The 17,736-nt window shown below is 56.0% G+C and carries 14 protein-coding genes and 3 pseudogenes; 11 read left to right on the top strand and 6 right to left on the bottom strand.

Features of this window, described 5'->3' with window-relative positions:
* Nucleotides 1-337 precede the first annotated feature (337 nt).
* Entirely contained in the window at nt 338-1,144 is an 807-nt protein-coding gene (locus FH061_RS29245; protein ID WP_192805322.1) for a helix-turn-helix domain-containing protein, read from the top strand.
* 251 nt (nt 1,145-1,395) lie between these two features.
* On the opposite strand, the gene istB (FH061_RS29240) is transcribed toward FH061_RS29245, so the two are convergent.
* Both istB (FH061_RS29240) and FH061_RS29235 read right to left on the bottom strand, forming a co-directional pair.
* On the bottom strand, nt 1,396-2,166 hold the full coding sequence (gene istB / locus FH061_RS29240) for an IS21-like element helper ATPase IstB (RefSeq protein ID WP_404822529.1): 771 nt from the start codon (nt 2,164-2,166) through the stop codon (nt 1,396-1,398).
* Nucleotides 2,141-3,028: pseudogene (locus FH061_RS29235) on the bottom strand (IS3 family transposase); the annotation flags it as partial. The pseudogene FH061_RS29235 and the gene istB (FH061_RS29240), both read right to left, overlap by 26 nt.
* 64 nt (nt 3,029-3,092) lie before the next feature.
* On the opposite strand from FH061_RS29235, the gene FH061_RS29230 reads away from it, so the two are divergent.
* Nucleotides 3,093-4,238, top strand: coding sequence for an IS30 family transposase (locus FH061_RS29230; RefSeq protein WP_151639357.1), 1,146 nt, complete (start codon nt 3,093-3,095; stop codon nt 4,236-4,238).
* A gap of 20 nt (nt 4,239-4,258) precedes the next feature.
* Here FH061_RS29230 and FH061_RS29225 read toward each other — a convergent pair.
* Together FH061_RS29225 and FH061_RS29220 are read right to left on the bottom strand one after the other, a co-directional pair.
* Nucleotides 4,259-4,540 (bottom strand): annotated as a pseudogene (locus FH061_RS29225) (transposase); the annotation flags it as partial.
* 317 nt (nt 4,541-4,857) lie between these two features.
* On the bottom strand, nt 4,858-5,655 hold the full coding sequence (locus tag FH061_RS29220) for a GAF domain-containing protein (RefSeq protein WP_225984970.1): 798 nt from the start codon (nt 5,653-5,655) through the stop codon (nt 4,858-4,860).
* A 188-nt stretch (nt 5,656-5,843) separates the two neighbouring features.
* Between FH061_RS29220 and FH061_RS29215 the strand changes: the two genes are divergently transcribed.
* The 5 genes from FH061_RS29215 to FH061_RS29195 all read left to right on the top strand — a co-directional run bounded on the left by FH061_RS29215 (nt 5,844) and on the right by FH061_RS29195 (nt 10,887).
* Nucleotides 5,844-6,329 (top strand): chemotaxis protein CheW, encoded by a 486-nt coding sequence (locus FH061_RS29215; protein WP_151639356.1) that lies wholly within the window; start codon nt 5,844-5,846, stop codon nt 6,327-6,329.
* A 67-nt stretch (nt 6,330-6,396) separates the two neighbouring features.
* Nucleotides 6,397-7,119 (top strand): MCP four helix bundle domain-containing protein, encoded by a 723-nt coding sequence (locus FH061_RS29210; RefSeq protein ID WP_151639355.1) that lies wholly within the window; start codon nt 6,397-6,399, stop codon nt 7,117-7,119.
* A 176-nt stretch (nt 7,120-7,295) separates the two neighbouring features.
* The gene (istA, locus tag FH061_RS29205; RefSeq protein ID WP_151639360.1) at nt 7,296-8,816 is read left to right on the top strand and encodes an IS21 family transposase; all 1,521 of its coding nucleotides are present in this window, start codon (nt 7,296-7,298) and stop codon (nt 8,814-8,816) included.
* A 12-nt stretch (nt 8,817-8,828) separates the two neighbouring features.
* Nucleotides 8,829-9,608 carry an IS21-like element helper ATPase IstB gene (istB, locus tag FH061_RS29200; protein ID WP_151639354.1) on the top strand — a complete coding sequence of 260 codons (780 nt, stop codon included), beginning with the start codon at nt 8,829-8,831 and terminating at the stop codon, nt 9,606-9,608.
* Between the two features lie 253 nt (nt 9,609-9,861).
* Nucleotides 9,862-10,887, top strand: coding sequence for a methyl-accepting chemotaxis protein (locus tag FH061_RS29195; RefSeq protein WP_404822528.1), 1,026 nt, complete (start codon nt 9,862-9,864; stop codon nt 10,885-10,887).
* Nucleotides 10,888-11,314: 427 nt separating this feature from the next.
* Here FH061_RS29195 and FH061_RS29190 read toward each other — a convergent pair whose 3' ends face one another.
* Together FH061_RS29190 and FH061_RS29185 are read right to left on the bottom strand one after the other, a co-directional pair.
* Nucleotides 11,315-12,358, bottom strand: a complete 1,044-nt coding sequence (locus FH061_RS29190; protein WP_151639353.1) for an IS481 family transposase — start codon at nt 12,356-12,358, stop codon at nt 11,315-11,317.
* Nucleotides 12,359-12,529: 171 nt separating this feature from the next.
* Nucleotides 12,530-12,991 carry a MarR family winged helix-turn-helix transcriptional regulator gene (locus FH061_RS29185; protein WP_151639352.1) on the bottom strand — a complete coding sequence of 154 codons (462 nt, stop codon included), beginning with the start codon at nt 12,989-12,991 and terminating at the stop codon, nt 12,530-12,532.
* Nucleotides 12,992-13,252: 261 nt separating this feature from the next.
* Between FH061_RS29185 and FH061_RS29180 the strand changes: the two genes are divergently transcribed.
* The 4 genes and pseudogenes from FH061_RS29180 to FH061_RS29165 form a co-directional block, all read left to right on the top strand.
* Nucleotides 13,253-14,473, top strand: a complete 1,221-nt coding sequence (locus tag FH061_RS29180) for an ABC transporter substrate-binding protein (RefSeq protein WP_151639351.1) — start codon at nt 13,253-13,255, stop codon at nt 14,471-14,473.
* Between the two features lie 43 nt (nt 14,474-14,516).
* Nucleotides 14,517-16,139: a long-chain fatty acid--CoA ligase gene (locus tag FH061_RS29175; protein ID WP_151639350.1), complete on the top strand. Its 1,623-nt coding sequence runs from the start codon at nt 14,517-14,519 to the stop codon at nt 16,137-16,139.
* Between the two features lie 13 nt (nt 16,140-16,152).
* A complete protein-coding gene (locus FH061_RS29170; RefSeq protein ID WP_151639349.1) occupies nt 16,153-16,956 on the top strand; it encodes an enoyl-CoA hydratase-related protein in 804 nt (267 codons plus the stop codon).
* 183 nt (nt 16,957-17,139) lie between these two features.
* Nucleotides 17,140-17,433, top strand: a pseudogene (locus FH061_RS29165) (helix-turn-helix domain-containing protein); the annotation flags it as partial.
* Between the last annotated feature and the right edge of the window lie 303 nt (nt 17,434-17,736).

Raw genomic sequence — 17,736 nt, 5'->3', positions numbered from 1 at the left:
GACGGTGTGCCGTTCAGAGACGGAATACCGGTGCAAGACGATCCACCGGAACAACAGAAACTCGCCGCCTGAACAAGCTATGCTTCAGATGCCGCATCCACCAGATTTGACATTAGCTCCTGGCTCGGTTGGCAGCGCTTGATCGGATGTGCTACATTGGCCATAAAAGCGGTTTGCGTCGGGTAAAAATATAACTGTGCGCCGGCGTTCGGCACCGCGGCTGATGGGCGGGGCCAATCGCCGGCAGCGCGGCATGTACCTGTAGCAGGCGATACATCAACGCACGGTGAGGTGTAGTGAAAGAGCCGCCATGCGGCGAGAGAGTGGGAGACAGACCATGCGAACACGAGGAATGCCCTCGTTCGGCCTGCTGGCCGAAAAGCAAAAGGACCGAGTGTATGTTTTCGGCGAAGAAGGATTCATCTTTACCAGCCCGTACGTCCTGACGCCGGCAACATCCCGCAACTACATCACCATCCTCATTACTATTGATAGCAACGGTTTCCTGATCGGAAAGACAGAGCAAATGAAAAGCGTCCGCGCGGCTATCGTTGGCTGCCAAGTGTCGCGTTCGCTCGCCGCGGTCGACGTCAAACTGGTCAGTATCAACATTACGCCGGCACATCCGCTTTTCGCGCCGCTGGCGGCCGTCACCCGGGACGCTATCCATGAACTATCGCCGGCCGTTCACCGCGAATATGACGCCGATCTCGAGGAACTGTTCGTCGGCTCCCTGTCGAGCGCCCGCATACAAAGTCTCTTCCACAGCATTGTCGGCAATGCCGCTGGCTGCTTGGGCATAAGCTGCAAGCCGCCGCGTTACCGCGAGGATCTTGTTGCGTTGCTACGGGAAAACCCGGCGCTTACACTCGGCGAACTCGCCTATGAGTTGAAGGTCAGTTATGCGACCGCGTCGCGGACCTTCATGCGGACCTTCGGCCTGCCGCTGCGCAGCTATCAATTTTCGGCACGTCTGCACCGTTGCCTGAAGGTGATCGCAGACGCGAAGCGTCTCACTGATCTCGCCCACGATGCAGGTTTTGCTGATTCTGCCCATTTCACCCGGGCATGGCAGACCGCCTTTGGCATGCCGCCGTCCTATCTGACGAACAAGACGCAATGCGACATGCGCGGCTTCTTATAAAAATGCTTTTTCTCTGTTCGCCAGCCAACTGCTAGCCGGTTGCGTTGCCATGCCATGCCATGCCGCAGACAGGACAGGCACAGGTCAACGGCACCACGCTGGAGTATGTCGAGCAAGGTACCGGCGTTCCGGTCGCCCTCATGCACGGATCAATGACCGATTAGCGCATTTGGGAAGAACTGATCCTGCCTCGGTTTCACGTACAGCATGTCATGCAGCCATGAGCGTTTCCTCAGCGGGGGTGCGGGCCTTTACGCGGCCGAATTCTGAGCCACTGACTTGACTGCATTGCCGACGAAGCCGGCTTTCTTCTGTTTCCTGAGTCGGTAACTATCCCCCTTGATCTGAACGATATGAGCATGATGCAGAATGCGGTCGAGCATGGCCGCGGTCAGCGTCGGATTGGCTCCAAAGGTGTCGTCCCATTGGGCAAACGGCAGGTTACTGGTCAGAATCATCGAACCACCGCGTTCATATCTCTTGGAGACGATATGGAAGAAGTTGCTGGCCTGCTCGCCGCTGAACGGCAGGTAGCCGATCTCGTCGATGATCAGTAGGCGCGGTCCCAGCACTCGATGTCGCATCACCGCGTCGTATCGGCCCTGACGCTGCGCTGCTGCTAACTGCAACATCAGGTCCGCCGCAGTAGCGAAGTGCGTCTTGATGCCGGCCTGGGTCGCAAGATAGCCCAGTGCAATGGCAAGATGGCTCTTGCCTACGCCAGACGGCCCCAGGAACACTGCGTTCTCGCCCCGTTCAACGAACCGTAGCGTCGCCAACTCCTCAACCAGGCCCTTCGGTGTGCCGGTGGCGAACTCGAAGTCGTACTGCTCCAGCGTCTTGATGACCGGGAAGGACGCCATGCGAGCCAGCGTTTGCCGGCTGCGAACCTGTCTGGTATCGCGCTCGTGGTCCAGCGCTTGCTCCAGGAACTGCAGGAAGCTCCAGTCCTGTTCGGCAGCCTGGTGACCCTGGCTCGTTTCCACGTACAGCAAGTCATGCAGCCATAAGCGTTTCCTCAGCCTGAACCGGAGTGCGATATCCGGTCGAGGAATGAATCCGCTGACGATTGTAATACCCTTCGATCCAGTCCACGATATCCAGCCGTGCCTGGGCTCGCGTTTCATAACGGGTCTGGTAGATGCATTCAACCTTGAGGGTCTTGAAGAAGCTCTCCATCGGCGCATTGTCCCACGCGTTGGCGCGGCGACTCATGGAGACTGTCAGGCCCCAGGAGGCAGCCAGCTTCCGGTAAGCTCGACTGGCATATTGACTGCCCTGATCCGAATGTAGAATCAGTCCAGGTGGCGGCTTGCGCTGCCAGCAGGCGCTACGCAGTGCCGAGCACACCAGTTCAGCATTGATCCGCTCACTCATTGACCAGCCGACGATCCGACGGCTTGCCAGGTCCAGAATCGCTGCCAGGTACAACCAGCCTTCGCCCGTGGCAATGAACGTAATGTCGCTGACCCAGGCTTGATTGGCCGACCAGCCGTCGAAGCGCCGCTCCAGCAGGTTCGGCGCCACTGGCAGACGGTGATCGGATTCGGTGGTTACCCGGTAGGGCCGCTTATAGACTGGGCGCAGCCCCTGCCGCTGCAAGCTGCGCCGCACCCGCTCACCGCCAATGCGCTTACCTTGCGCCCGTAACTGGGCCACGATCCTGGGACGACCGTAGCTGCGGCGGCTTGTTTGGTGAATCGCCGCTACTTCGGCATCGAGCGCGGCATTGGCCTGCGCTCTTGGACTGGGCGGCCGGTTTCTCCACTGGCAATAGCCGCTGCGCGACACCCCAAGAACCCGGCACAGCCGGCTGATACTGTACCCGTCGCGGTGGGCGTCAATCCAGGCGTACTTCACCGCGACCCCTTCGCGAAATACGCCACGGTGAGTTCAACCGGTCAGTGCAACAGTATATGTTGTAATACCGATTGGACGAAGGGGAAGTATGGAAAAGAAGAGGTACAACGGTCTTTCTGCATCCCAGAAAGCAGAACTTTGGCAAAGATGGAAGGACGGTCAATCATTAAGTGAAATTGGCAGCGCACTGAATAAGCATCCTGCTTCGGTTTATACCATTGTTGCAGCCAATGGCGGGATTGTGCCGGTCCAACGATGTCGCTCGCGATTTGCATTGAGGCTGGAGGAGCGTGAAGAGATTTCTCGTGGCCTGGCAGCAAACTGTTCGATACGGGAAATTGCGCTTCAGCTAGGACGCCTGCCTTCAACGGTGAGCCGAGAGATCGAAAGAAATGGCGGGCGTGTAAAGTATCGTGCAGAAACTGCAGATAGGCGGGCCTGGTCTTGTGCGAAGCGGCCAAAGCAATGTCTTCTTGCAAACAACGAAAGGCTCCAGAGGACGGTTGCAGCAAAACTGCAGCTGAACTGGTCCCCTGAACAAATAGCCGGTTGGCTCAAGTTGAGCTATCCAGAAAACGGTAGCATGCAGGTATCACACGAAACGATATATCGCAGCTTGTTTATTCAAGCAAGGGGCGTATTGAAGAAGGAGCTTATTGAGCATCTGAGGTCCAGACGGCCAACACGTCGTTCAAAAAGCCTGTCGAGTCAGCCACGTGGGCAAATCATCGATGCAGTGTCCATTCGTGAGCGGCCGGCTCAGATTGAAGATCGGGCCGTTCCAGGGCATTGGGAAGGTGACCTGATCACTGGTTCCGGCAATACCCATATTGCAACGCTAGTCGAACGCCAATCCCGATTCACCATGCTGGTGAAGGTGAAAGGAAAAGATACGGTTAGCGTGGTAAGCGCTCTGAGCAAGCAGGTACGCAAGCTGCCGGAAACACTACGCAAGTCGCTGACTTGGGATCGAGGAATGGAGCTAGCCAACCATAAAGAATTTACCTTGGCGACCAACGTAGACGTTTATTTCTGCGATCCTCAGAGCCCGTGGCAGCGAGGAACGAATGAGAACACAAATCGATTGCTTCGCCAGTACTTCCCCAAAGGGACTGCACTATCGGGCTATTCTCAGCGCGACTTGGACAAGATCGCATTAGAGTTGAATCAACGTCCGCGAAAAACGTTGGGCTTTCGGACGCCGGCAGATAAATTTGAGAGCCTGTTGCAGTGACCAGTTGAACCTACCGTTGCCTTTCGGAGAATTTCAATATCAAGTTTGGCACTGGCCAGCTCCTTGCGCAGCCGGCTATTCTCCGCCTCGAGTTCGCTCACCGGGCGCTTGGGTGCGGTAGCCACCTCTGCCTGGGCGGGCTGTACTCCTTTGCGGTACCTGCGGACCCAGTTACCCAGCGTTGCTACCGGTACGCCAAGTCGACGGGCAGCTTCATGCTGGCCGACAGACTCGGCCAGGCGTGCCGCTTCGGTCTTGAACTCTTCTGTGTACTGTCGTTTCGGAACTAACTTCTCTTCCATCGCTTCCTCCGTACAAACAAGAAAATATCAAATTTCCTGCTGTACGTGAAATCGGGGCAAGGTCATTCACGCCTTGGCTACCAACCGCAGGCGGTGTTTGCTGAAGCCTTCAAACACTTGCAGGCAGCCTGAGACGTGAGTGGCCATCATCGACAGTACACCTCATAACTGGCAAGCCGCTCAACATGCAAGAGTTCCGTGTGAAGCCGCAAAGGTTCTTGGTGCCACGAGGTCCGCAACGCATCGATGAGGTGTTCATGTAATACCGGCTGTGCTGTACCGAGTCAAGCTGGCTACACGAACTGACCAAAGTCTGGTCAAGCGCGCCGCGATATTTCTTCACTTGCTATTGCCGCCAACTCAGCCAAAGCACGGTGCTGTTCATCATTAAGCACCCTCGGTTGCCTATCGAGCACGCATAGTGTGCCATATCGATATCCGTTTTTGTCCGTCACAGGAAAACCGGCATAGAAGCGGATGAACGGATGACCGGTCACGAGCGGGTTCTGAGAAAATCGCTCATCCTCAGTTGCATCGGAGACAATAAGGGGTGCGGCACTTACAATTGCATGGCTGCAAAAAGCCAATTCTCTTAGAGTCTCTATTATATCGAGTCCGATTTTCGACTTGAACCATTGCCGACGTGCGGTAAGCAATGAAACCATTGCCATGGGCGCGTTAATGATGCGACTGGCAAGCCAAGTCAGCCGGTCGAATGCCTGCTCCGGTGGCGAATCGATCAACCTGCTTGCGGCTAACGCATTGAGTCGTCGGTTCTCATCAGGCGCAACCGGATAAGTGGGATGGTCGGGTAGAAGAAACTCGTCTTTATCCTCGCATGCACCGCAAACGACATCATGCTTCATCCCTTGATGATGTTTAGCCCCTTCCATAAGTGCGATTACCGCGCTTTGTCTAACCCGACGGTGCCCGCCTGGTGTCTTCCAGGACGGGATCGCGCCGCTTTCAATCCATTGCTGTGCTGTGCTGACCGACACGCCGAGTTGCGCCGCAACAGCACGGGTCGTCAGAATTGGATCGTCACCGTTTTCTGTTGTCTGAATCTGGCTCATAACCCACAAGATTTTTCTTTGAATGAAAGAAAAATCATACATGAATCTGGGGCTCTATGGCCTTTAAAAGTGACGAATTCGCTAAAATCAATGTAATAGTTGACTTCATGCAATAAACCGATATTATATTAATCAATTTTACCAATTCCATCATAATTTCCTGTCGTCGATCACCCACTCCCGCCATGGGACTGGCAAAAAATAATAAAGCGTAAAGCGGAGGTGTTGCTTTGAATGAACCAAACACAGGACCGGACCCGTCTGGCCCGACTAAATATCTCGCACTGAGATTGGGGCAGGAAGAATACGGTGTTGACATCCTGAAGGTACAGGAGATTCGGGGATGCGAATCCGTCACGCGCATCCCCAATGCACCGGAGTCATTTAGGGGCGTCATCAACCTGCGCGGTGTGATCGTGCCCATCATCGATCTTCGCATTGCCTTGAATGCCGATGAGGCAACCTACGATGCACTGACTGCGGTCGTTGTTCTCAATCTGGGTCTGCGTACCTTCGGCGTGGTCGTCGATGGCGTTTCCGATGTGGTGACTTTACTGCCTGAACAAGTCCGTCCTGCGCCTGAACTGGGGCACGGGCATGCTGCAGACTACATCACCGGCATCGGCACACTGGCCGAGCGCACCCTCATTATTGTCGATGTCGCCGCGATGCTCGCGAGCGCTGGTCTCGACTTTCCCCAACCTATTGCAGCTTGAATCCGGCCTTCGGTTAGCCTTTTGGCAGCCCAAGGCTTCTCTACTATCGATCGATGAAAGGAAGCCAATGAACTCTGCCTCCGGCAGTCTCACCATCAAGGCGCGTATCATGACAGGATTTGCTGTCATCCTCGCATTCATGACCATCTTGACGACGGTTGGCGTCATGCGGGTCAACACCATTTCGGAAGATCTCACCCTAATTGGCGACGTCAACAGCGTCAAGCAGCGCTATGCCATCAATTTTCGTGGCAGCGTACATGACCGGGCTATCAGCCTGCGTGACGTCACTTTGGTCGACAACGCGGGCGAACTACAGGCGGCGCTCAACGAGATCAACAAGCTCGCTGATGACTATGCCAAGTCCGCCGTGCGCATGGACGACATGTTCAGGACACGCACAGATATCAGCCAGGAAGAGCGGCAGATTCTTGGAAGCCTTAAGGAAATCGAGGCGAACACGTTGCCAATGATAAACAAAGTCATCGAATTGCGGCAGGCAGGGCAACTTGATCAAGCCAAAGAGCTGATGCTCAAGGAAGCCAGGCCGGCTTTCGTTGAATGGCTAGCCCGGATCAACAAGTTCATCGACCTGCAGGAAAAAATGAACCAGGTTCTGTCCGCCGAGGCGCGCGAGCTGGCAAACGGATTCCAGACACTGATGCTGTTGATGACTGCAGCAGCGGTAGTGATTGGATCTGGTATTGCCCTATTCATCGTGCGCGCCATCTTCAATTCCTTGGGAGGTGTGAGTTTTCGGCGTTATAGAGCCATTTCGTTTTCGGCGTAAAGGAGCCAGTCCATTTCCGGCGTAATGAAGCCACCGTATTTTCGGCGTAATGGAGCCACTGGATTTCCGGCGTAATGGAGCCACGTGGGGCATTCGGTTCAGGGCTCGAACTTTCATTGATCGGCTATCCTCCGGCATTTTTTGCCAGAGGAGCCATGACCAAACGGAGGTTCGAGTTGTATCACTACCGACAGGTCCTGGTGCGCATGCGCCAGGGCGATTCTGACCGGGATATCGCCCGGTCCAAGACCATGGGGCGTAATAAGATCGCCCAAGTCCGGGCCATCGCAGACGAGCGCGGCTGGCTGGCTAAGGACTCGGTTCTTCCCGACGACCACGTACTGGCAAGCATCTTCGTACGCAAGGAGGCCTTGCCATCGACCTGCGTTTCCACGCTTGAGCCGTGGCGTGATCTCGTCACGCGCTGGCATGCCGCCGGCATCCAGTGCACCACCATTCATGCCGCCTTGAAGCGCAACCACGGCTATACCGGCAGCTATTCGTCGGTGTACCGCTTTGTATGCCAGCTCGTTAACGCGCGCGAGCCGGAGGTGCCTTTGCGCCTGGCATTTCAGCCAGCAGACGCCATGCAAGTCGATTTCGGGGCCGGTCCGCTGATCACCGACGTCTACACCGGCGAGGTCATCAAGTCATGGTTCTTCGTGGCGACCTTGGCCTGGTCGCGGCACCAGTACGCCGAATTCGTGCGCGATCAGACTGTGGCGACCTGGCTTGGTTGCCACCGTCGTGCGTTCGAGTGGTTTGGCGGTGTTGTTGCCCGCGTTATCATCGACAACGCCAAGTGCGCCATTACCAAGGCCTGCATCTACGATCCTCAAGTACAGCGCGCGTATGCCGAGTGTGCAGAAGGCTATGGGTTCAAGATCGATGCATGTCCGCCAGAAGACCCTGCCAAGAAGGGGATTGTGGAATCGGGCGTCAAATATATCAAGAGAAGCTTCGTGCCCTTGCGTCAATTCCGTGATCTGGCCGATGCGAATCGCCAGTTGCACCAATGGATCATGACGGAGGCCGGCAACCGGATTCATGGCACGACGCGCGAGATGCCCCTGAAGCGCTTTGCTGATGTGGAGAAGGCGCTGCTGCGCTCGATGCCGGCAGTACCACCGGAAGTGGCCTCCTGGGCCAAGGTCAAGGTCCACCGCGACGCACACGTGCAGTACGAGTACAACTATTATTCGGTGCCATTCCGGCTGGCTGGCAATACGCTGTGGCTGAAGGCGACAGCGACGATGGTGACGCTGTATCGCGAGCATGAAGCGGTGGCCGCCCATGTGCGTCTGAGCGGACGCGGGCAGCGCAAGACCGTGCAGGACCATTTGCCACCGGCAGCGCAGGCGTGGCAACTGCGCGATACGCAATGGTGCCTGGAAGAGGCCCAACGCATCGGCCCGGCGTGCTATGCGCTGGTGCATGCGATGTTCGGCGACACGGTGTTGGTTCACCTGCGCTCGGTGCAAGGCGTATTACGTCTGAAGCACAAGTACGGCACTGCGCGGCTCGAAGCGGCCTGCTCGCGTGCCAACCACTACGGCACGCCCAGCTACAAGGTCGTCAAGGCCATCCTGGAGAAGGGGCTGGACCAGCACACCATGCTCTCGGCATTCGACGCCCTGGCCGCAACCTACACGGAAGGCGGCCGGTTCTGCCGCGATACCCAAACCATTCTGCAGTAAAGGACATTCATCATGCATCCCATTCCCGAACTCTCTCCCTTGCTCAAACAATTGCGCCTGTCCGGCATCCTCGACTCGCTGGAAGCGCGCAACCGCGAGGCGATCGACCGTAAGCTGGCCTACACCGAGTTTCTGTCCTTGCTGATTCATGACGAAGTGGCCAGGCGGGATCAGAAGAAACTCGGTACGCGTTTGCGGCGAGCGAACTTCCGCAGTCAGAAGACGCTCGAAGGCTTCGATTTCGACCGACTGCCCACTCTGAACCGGGCAATGATCCATGATCTGGCGACATGTCGTTTCGTCGAAGAGAAGGTAGCGGTGCTGATCGCCGGCCCGACCGGTACCGGCAAGAGCCATCTGGCGCAGGCACTGGGCCATGCGGCGGCCCGACAAGGCTACGACGTCCTGTTTGCCACGCAAAGCCAACTGCTGAGTAGCTTGCGCAGTGCCCATGCCACCGGTACATATGCGCGCCGCTTCAGCCAATTGGTCAAGGTACCCATGCTTATTATTGACGACTTCGGTCTGAAACCGCTTCGTTCACCCGAGGACGAGGACTTCCATGACCTGATTGCAGAGCGCTACGAGCGTGCTGCCACAGTGCTCACCTCGAACTTGGACTTCACCGAATGGGGAGAAGCGTTTGCCTCGAACAAGATGATTGGCGCGGCCACCCTTGACCGGTTACGCCATGGGGCCTACCGGGTCGTATTGGATGGCGACAGCTACCGCAGCTTGCGACCCACGACGGAAAAAGTGAAAGCGCCGGCATCTAAAACTGCCCAGCCGTAAAGCGTTCGTACAGCGGAGCATCTTTCTTGCCGGCATAAGCCTCTACGAGGCGGGCCGGCACCGCCCGCTGTCCCAGGATCCACGTCCACGAAAAGCCGTAAAAAATGCGGTTGCCAAAACGCCGAAAATCACGCATTCTTCACCCCCGTTCGAGCCCTGAAATCGGCTGCCTTGAATGGCTCCATTACGCCGAAAACGGGTGGCTCCTTAACGCCGAAAAGTGACAGGAGGGGAACCCAGACAAGCCAGCGCAGTGGCCAAAAGCATTGCTGCAGGCGATTTGACGGTATCAATCCCTGTTGCTGAAATTGATCGTTCCAGCGTCCTGTACGCCATGAAGGAGATGCGCGACAGCCTCGTGGCAATCGTCGCTCAAGTGCGCAGCGGCACAGAGACCATTACGTCGGCGTCGTCCCAGATTACCAGCGGCAACCAGGATTTGTCTTCGCGCACTCATCAGCAGGCTGGCGCGCTGGAGCAGACCACTTCCTCCGTGGAGGTGTTGACCGCTGCCGTCAAACAGAACGCAGCCAATGCCAAGCAAGCCAATGAGCTGGCCTTGGCGGCCTCGGAAGTGGCCATTAAAGGTGGGGAAGTTGTATCGCAGGTGGTAGCGACCATGGACTCAATCAACGAGTCGTCCAAAAAGGTTGTCGACATCATCAGTGTAATCGATGGCATTGCCTTCCAGACCAATATCCTGGCGCTTAACGCTGCCGTAGAGGCAGCGCGGGCTGGCGAGCAGGGGCGCGGCTTTGCCGTAGTGGCCTCCGAGGTGCGCACGCTGGCGCAGCGCTCCGCCGCTGCTGCCAAGGAGATTAAGAGTCTTATCGGCGACTCGGTGGAAAAGGTCGATACAGGTAGCAAGCTGGTCAACGATGCCGGCACGACCATGCAGGACATCGTCACTAGCGTCAAGCGGGTGACCGACATCATGACCGACATCAGTGCTGCCAGTGCCGAGCAGACTTCCGGCATTGACCAGATCAATCACGCGGTCGCTGAAATGGACAATGTCACCCAGCAGAACGCGGCGCTAGTGGAAGAGGCGGCGGCAGCGTCGGCGTCGATGCAGGAACAGGCTGCCAACCTGGCGGAGGTGGTGAGCGTGTTCAAGCTCGACGGCCTGCATAAAACAGCGATACTTAATACGCCGGTCATGAAGCCGAGTACCAATGTCAAGCTCAGCACCGTTCGTGCGCCGGCTCGGCAGCGTCCTGCCAAGGTGCCGCGCGCGCTAACTACCGCTACTTCCGACGGCGATTGGGAGGAGTTCTGAGCCTTGGCTAAAGCACTGTGGCTCTCTCAAATGCTCCTTCTTTGAAGGGGCATTATTTTTGGGAATTACGCAAGCCGCATCTTGGCGGAGGGATTTTTGAGTTGGTGACAGAGGTAGTTGTCGAGCAACCGGTGGTTAATGCGATAGACGGTTTGTTGAGTTGTAAGCATTTGTTGTAGGCCGTATTGCGTGCCGACGAGTGACGTGATCCAAGTTTTTGAGGTATGCAAAGGATTTGGCGAAGCTACGCCGAGACGGTTGTGAATTTTTTCGCAACGTTCCAGGGCAGCATGTCCTCGATCTGTGTGATCGGATGATCCGTAAGGTCGGTTACGACGGGGCGCATGTAGGCAAACGGATCAATTGTAGTAGTCGCGATGTGATCTGGCAGTTGCCCGATTTGATACTGGCGATTGGCAGGTCAAATTCAGCTGTTCAATGTGGTGATTTTATCGCGCCACGCCTCCTTTCCGTCCAACAGAGTTTGCATCGGCGTCTTACCACAACACATCTTTCCCTGATGCGTACGATCGTTGTTGTAGTAGTTCAGCCATTCATCCAGATCGGTTTGCAGCTCGTCGATGTTCCGGTCGATCTTGCGCCGGAACGCGACCTGGTAGAACTCTTGTAGAATCGTTTTATGGAGCCGCTCACAAATGCCATTGGTTTGTGGGTGCCGTATCTTCGTTTTGGTATGCTCGATGTCATTCAAGGCCAAGTAGAGCTGGTAGTCATGGGTTTCTAGCTTGCCGCAATACTCAGTACCACGATCGGTGAGCACCCGGATCATGCCCATGCCTTGTTCTTCGAAGAACGGCAGGACGCGATTATTGAGCAAGTCGGTCGCCGTAATGGGCGTCTTGGTGGTGTAGAGCTTGGCCGCTGCCCACTTCGAGTAGGTGTCGACAAGGGTCTTTTGGTAGATGCGTCCCACACCCTTGATGGTGCCAACGTAAAAGGTATCCTGGCTGCCCAGATAACCCGGATGCGCCGTCTCGATCTCGCCATGGGCAACATCGTCTTCCTGCTTCTTCTCCAGCGCCGCGACCTGTGACTCGGTCAGTACCTCGCCCGTTTGGGCAACATGACGTTCGAGTGCGGCCAGCCGCTTCTTGAAGGATTCCAGGTCACCGCGTATCCAGACTGAACGTACGCCAGAAGGAGAAACGAAGATACCGCGCTTAAGCAGCTCGTTGGAGATACGCACCTGTCCAAACGCTGGTTGCTCAAGAGCAAAGGCAGCGACAGCCGCTTCAGTTGCCTCTTCCACCCGGTTGCGCAGGTTTGGCTTCTTCCGGCTGGCATTGATCAGTGCATCCACGCCTCCCTCGGCAACAGCAGACGAATAGCGGTAGAAAGTGTCACGAGAAAAGCCCATCACCTTGCAGGCGCGGGACACGTTGCCAAGCTCGGCTGCCAGATTAAACAGGCCGACCTTGTGTTTGATGACATTCTGAGGAACACTACTCATGGGGTTACTCCTTGGCGCTTGCGCGCTGGTTTCACAAAGATTCGCACCTCTATCAAACCGGGTAACCCCACCCTTTGGCAAGGTCTTACTGTCAGATCAACTCTGAACTATTACAATATGCGCCACCTCTTTCTACGATAATTCGAAATCTGTCAATGTTGCTTGACTAAGTTAAAAAGTGTCAGTTCTAGGTTCGTCACCGCTCGACTCATCATCGGACCATTTCTTTCCGAGAATTCTTTTCAATTCCTGGATATCCTTTTTCCCGATGTGGCGGGATAACTCTTCTTCAATCTGCTCGAAGGCACGGGCGGCACTGTCGGACATTGCCCATCCCTTTTGCGTAAAACGAAGAAGCTTTACGCGACCATCCACCTCGCTTGACACGAATTCTACCAATCCAAGCTCGGCAGCGTCATTGGCCACCTGATGAACAGCCTGACGTGAAATGCCGAGGTCACGCGCAATCTCAGAAAGGCCGACCGGGCGCCCTCTGAGGTGGGCAAACATGCGGTTCATTCCGGGTGTGACGAATCCGTACCCGCTGGCATGAGCATGTTCCAACACTTTTCTTTCCATCCACTCCGTCCTTGTCATGAGCAAGTGACGCAGAAGCTCTTTATGCTGTTTCATGACGACATAATGTAAACGAGCTTTGCGATCTTTCCAAGGGCGCGCAACTATGGCCGGACATTAAACTGGCTCGTAACGAACAGGTCACACTAATGCTCAAAATGATTGCTTGCGGCGAAAGAATCCAGCTCATATACATGACCGATGCAGTTTTTCTGCAAGTTTGTCAGGTAATGTTGACATTCATCGTCGGACACCCTTATATTGGCTCAAGCTGACATCAAAACTTGCCGTACCCACTACACAATCAGGAGACATTCGATGAAATTGGCAAAACTCTTTGCAGCGCTTGCATCCACCGGTTTTGCTTCGTTTTGTCATGCTCAGGCGACCAATACCGTATCAGATGATGTAGTAAAAATCGGAGTTCTCACAGATATGTCGGGGGTGTACTCGGCAGGTGCGGGAAAAGGAAGCGTGACCTCCGTTCAGATGGCGGTACAAGATTTTGGTGGAAAAGTTTTAGGCAAGCCGGTCGAGGTGCTGAGCGCCGATCATCTGAACAAGGCGGACACCGGTGCCTCCAAGGCTCGCGAATGGTTCGACATCGGCAAGGTCGACATGGTAATCGATTTGGCAAATTCAGCCGTAGCCGTTGCAGTTCAGAAAATGGGCGCGGAGAAAAAACGGGTTACGATCAGCACTGCCGGCGGCACCGTTGCTCTTACTCAACAAGAATGCTCCCCGTATGGCGTTAGCTATGCGTACGACACATACGCGCTCGCTACGGCGGCCGCAAATGCGCTTGTCAAGGAAGGTGGCAACAATTGGTTCTTCCTGACTGCAGACTATAACTTCGGACACACGCTCGAAAAGGACGCTCGGGCGATTGTCGAGAAGCTGGGGGGTAAGGTCGTCGGTTCGGTCAAGCATCCGTTGAATGCCTCCGACTTTTCCTCCTTCATGGTGACAGCGCAGACCGCCAAGCCTGACGTAATGGTATTTGCCAACGCCGGTGCTGACTTCAGCAACGCAGTGCGCTCAGCCCGCGAATTTGGGCTTGTCAAGAATGGCAAGCCGACCATTGCGGGGATGGTTGTCCTGATTACGGAGGTTAAGGCTTTGGGGCTGGAGGCTGCTCAAGGCGTCAACTATACTGATCCGTTCTACTGGGACTATGATAAGGAAACGCGCGATTGGTCGCAGCGTTTCTACAAGCTCAACAACACTATGCCTACCTTTGCCCATGCGGCAAACTATTCGGCCACCATGCAATATCTCAAGGCAATCGAAGCTGCGGGAACGGACAATCCGGACGCGGTGATGAAGCAGTTGCGTGCGACGAAGTTCAAAGACTTCTTTCTGCGCAACGCTCATTTGCGCGAAGACGGACGGATGATCCGGGACATGTACTTGGCCGAAATAAAGAAGCCATCCGAATCAAAATCGGAATGGGACCTAGTCAAAATTAAGCGTGTCATTCCCGGTGAGGAAGCATTTATGCCACTGGCACAAAGCACTTGCCCACTCGTGAAAAAATAGAGCCTGCAGTATCGCATGATATGAAACAACAGTGGAGATTAGTATGCACAGCACGATGATGCAGATGCCGTTGTCGGTCAATCAAATCCTCGAGCGCGGCAACCAGATTTTCGGGAACCGTGAGATCGTATCGCGCCGTCCGGACAAGTCCTTGCATAAGACCAACTACGCCGCGCTTTACCAGCGCAGCCGACAACTTGCCGCCGCATTGGTGGATGCGGGGATCAAGCCAGGTGACCGCGTGGCAACATTGATGTGGAATCATGCCTTTCATCTCGAAGCGTATTTCGGCATTCCTGCTGCCGGCGCGGTGCTGCATACGCTGAACCTGCGCCTGGCTCCGGACGACATTGCCTACATCATCAACGACGCGCAGGATCGCATCCTAATTGTCGACGATGTGCTAGTCCCGTTGATGGAAAAAGTTAAGTTGATGGTCGAGCTCGAGCGCATCATTGTGGTGCCTACCTCTGGCGCACCGGTGCCAGAATCCTACGACGATTACGAGCGCTTTATCGATCGCGACGCCTCCGACTACCGCTATTCCCAGCTGGATGAAAATGCTGCCTGCGGCATGTGCTATACCTCCGGCACAACCGGCCGGCCCAAAGGGGTGGTCTATTCCCATCGCTCCACGGTCCTACATGCATTGGGTGTGGCGCTGCCGGACTGCCTGAACTTGTCTGTAATGGATAACGTGCTAGCAGTCACACCGATGTTCCACGCCAATTCGTGGGGCGTGCCTTACGCGGCGGTGATGGTGGGCGCTTCTCAAGTCTATCCGGGCCAGCACATGGGCGCGGCTGACCTGCTGGACCTGATGGAAAGCGAACGAGTTACGCTTTCCATGGGGGTGCCGACCATCTGGCTAAGCATCCAGCAGGCGCTTGACGCGGAGCCCGCCCGCTGGAAGCTGAAGAAGGGTATGCGCATGATGGTCGGCGGTTCAGCTGCACCGCCGGCGATGATCGCTGCCTTCGAGAAATATGACCTGGCGGTCAAGCATGGTTGGGGCATGACCGAACTGTCGCCGGTTGGCACCCTGTCATGGCTCAAGCCTGAGCATCAGGCCCTACCACCCGAAGAGCAGTATCGCATTAGAGCGCTGCAAGGCCTGCCGCTGCCGTTGGTCGATTTGCGCATTATGGGCAATGACGGAGCGATGCCTTGGAACGGTAATTCGGTAGGCGAATTGCATGCGCGCGGTCCATGGGTGACCGGCGGCTACTACAAATCGCCGACCGACCCTGACAAATTTACAGCCGACGGCTGGTTGCGCACCGGCGATGTCGCTACCATCGATACGCAAGGCTACATGCGCATCTCGGACCGCACTAAAGACCTGATCAAGTCTGGCGGCGAGTGGATCAGTTCGGTCGATATCGAAAACGCCATCATGGCACACCCGGCGGTCGCCGAGGCTGCAGTGATTGCCATCAAGCACCCAAAGTGGGATGAGCGTCCACTGGCGGCCGTGGTAGTCAAGAATGGGAAGAACGTCACTGAAGACGAACTGCGCCGACACCTCGAAGCCCATTTCGCAAAGTGGCAGATTCCCGATGACTGGGCGTTCATTGAAGCCATCCCGCGTACCTCAACCGGAAAGTTTCTAAAAACTAAGCTTCGGGAAGACTTCAAAAGCTGGATATCAAGAACGCCAGGCTAAGCGAGACAACTGGATGACGTTCAATCTAATTAGGGTCGAAGTAGCCGACCACGTCGCGTGGCTGACTTTGAATGACGCAGACAGCTACAACGCTCTGACTAAAGGCATGCAGCAGGAAATGATGGATGCATTGGAATCCCTTAAAGAGCGCGACGATGTCGGAGCCCTTATTATCACGGGCAGCGGACAGGCTTTCTGCTCAGGGGCAGATTTGAAATGGCTCACCAAGGAGAGCGAGTCGGGACCTTGCGTAAATCTGGAGGCCCTTCAGATGTTGGACCAACTTGCCAACCCGCTTGTCCTGACGCTGCAGGAACTGCCGATGCCGGTCGTTGCAGCAGTGAATGGCGCGGCGGCTGGCGCAGGTTTTAGTCTCGCACTTGCCGCAGATATCGTACTTGCTGGGCGCTCTGCTTTCTTTACATCGCCTTTCCTGCCGCGTCTCGGCCTAATACCAGACATGGGCGCTTCATGGATGCTTCCGGCAATGCTTGGGCGGGCACGTACACTTGGACTGATACTTCTGGGTGAGCGTTTAACGGCGGAGAAGGCGGCCGAATGGGGACTAATCTGGGCGTGCGTGGACGACAGCGATCTGATCAAGGATGCGGACCGTATCGCGAGCAGGCTTGCGGCAGCTCCTGCCCACATTGCCACCGAAGCGCGGCGCGCGCTGGCGGCGGCCGGACGGCAGAGCCTCGACGCCCAGCTCTCCTATGAATATCAGCGCCAGCGCGATCTTGCAGGACGGCCGTCATTCAGCGAGGGCGTCAAGGCGTTCCTTGAGAAACGGCCGCCCGATTTCGGGCGGCGTTAACGAAAACTTTGTCGCCTAATACCAATCCCACGGTTAAGCGAACCGCGTGTGTCGGTGGAGGTCTGAAGAAGACACGGTTCTGTGTTGGAGGCGACCATGTTGACGCCAGAAGCGTTGCAGCGACTGCAACAGTACAACTTCGACTTGCTTGCTAGGTAAGAACCGAACGGGCGACGACGGCTACGCTATATCGCCTTGGCGCATTTGAAGGAAGGCAAGAGCTATACCGAGGTGGCCGCCGCCCTGCGTACCACCCGTCATACCGTCGTACGTTGGGAGAGATGGTTCGAACGTGATGGCCTCAAGGGTTTGGGTAGCAAGCCCCGCTACTGGTGTAATCAGCGATTGCCAAGGGAACAGGAAGAAGCGTTTCGGTTGGACATCGAGCAACTGCAGCAGGAACGTGCTGGCGGTCGCATTCGTGGTGAAGACATCCGCCAATTGCTGGCGCAGCAGTTTGATGTGGCCTACTCGTAGAACGGTGTATATGAACTGCTCAAGCGCCTGGGCATTGTGTGGATCGAGCTATAGTCCAAAGTGGTGGTGCGACACGTGTAGCCGTCCACGTGTTTCGTAGTAGGAATTGGACGGCAAAGCTCGTTCTTGTCTTGTCACACATCTGAAAGGAGGCTGTGACCTGCTGTACGACCAGCAGTTGCCCACCCGGGCGTGCGTAACTGGTAACGGTTGGGTGTGAAGCCCCGGGGACAACGTGCCTCTCAACAGAAGGTTCATCCCAGTGATGGGAAAGGAACTGACACTGCCAGCAGCCGTGCGGTG

Source organism: Noviherbaspirillum aerium (genome assembly GCF_008929045.1).
Classification (GTDB): Bacteria; Pseudomonadota; Gammaproteobacteria; order Burkholderiales; family Burkholderiaceae_D; genus Noviherbaspirillum; species Noviherbaspirillum aerium.
Note: the sequence above shows the minus strand (reverse complement) of the source record. Positions and strands in the feature narration are given on the sequence as shown.

Excerpts from the sequence above, each read along its gene's own strand:
- FH061_RS29175 (WP_151639350.1), top strand. The coding sequence starts at position 14,517 with ATGCACAGCACGATGATGCAGATGCCGTTGTCGGTCAATCAAATCCTC.
- istB (WP_151639354.1), top strand. The coding sequence starts at position 8,829 with ATGCATCCCATTCCCGAACTCTCTCCCTTGCTCAAACAATTGCGCCTG.
- FH061_RS29230 (WP_151639357.1), top strand. The coding sequence starts at position 3,093 with ATGGAAAAGAAGAGGTACAACGGTCTTTCTGCATCCCAGAAAGCAGAA.
- FH061_RS29180 (WP_151639351.1), top strand. The coding sequence starts at position 13,253 with ATGAAATTGGCAAAACTCTTTGCAGCGCTTGCATCCACCGGTTTTGCT.
- FH061_RS29190 (WP_151639353.1), bottom strand. The coding sequence starts at position 12,358 with ATGAGTAGTGTTCCTCAGAATGTCATCAAACACAAGGTCGGCCTGTTT.
- FH061_RS29210 (WP_151639355.1), top strand. The coding sequence starts at position 6,397 with ATGAACTCTGCCTCCGGCAGTCTCACCATCAAGGCGCGTATCATGACA.
- FH061_RS29185 (WP_151639352.1), bottom strand. The coding sequence starts at position 12,991 with ATGAAACAGCATAAAGAGCTTCTGCGTCACTTGCTCATGACAAGGACG.
- FH061_RS29220 (WP_225984970.1), bottom strand. The coding sequence starts at position 5,655 with ATGTATGATTTTTCTTTCATTCAAAGAAAAATCTTGTGGGTTATGAGC.
- FH061_RS29170 (WP_151639349.1), top strand. The coding sequence starts at position 16,153 with ATGACGTTCAATCTAATTAGGGTCGAAGTAGCCGACCACGTCGCGTGG.
- FH061_RS29245 (WP_192805322.1), top strand. The coding sequence starts at position 338 with ATGCGAACACGAGGAATGCCCTCGTTCGGCCTGCTGGCCGAAAAGCAA.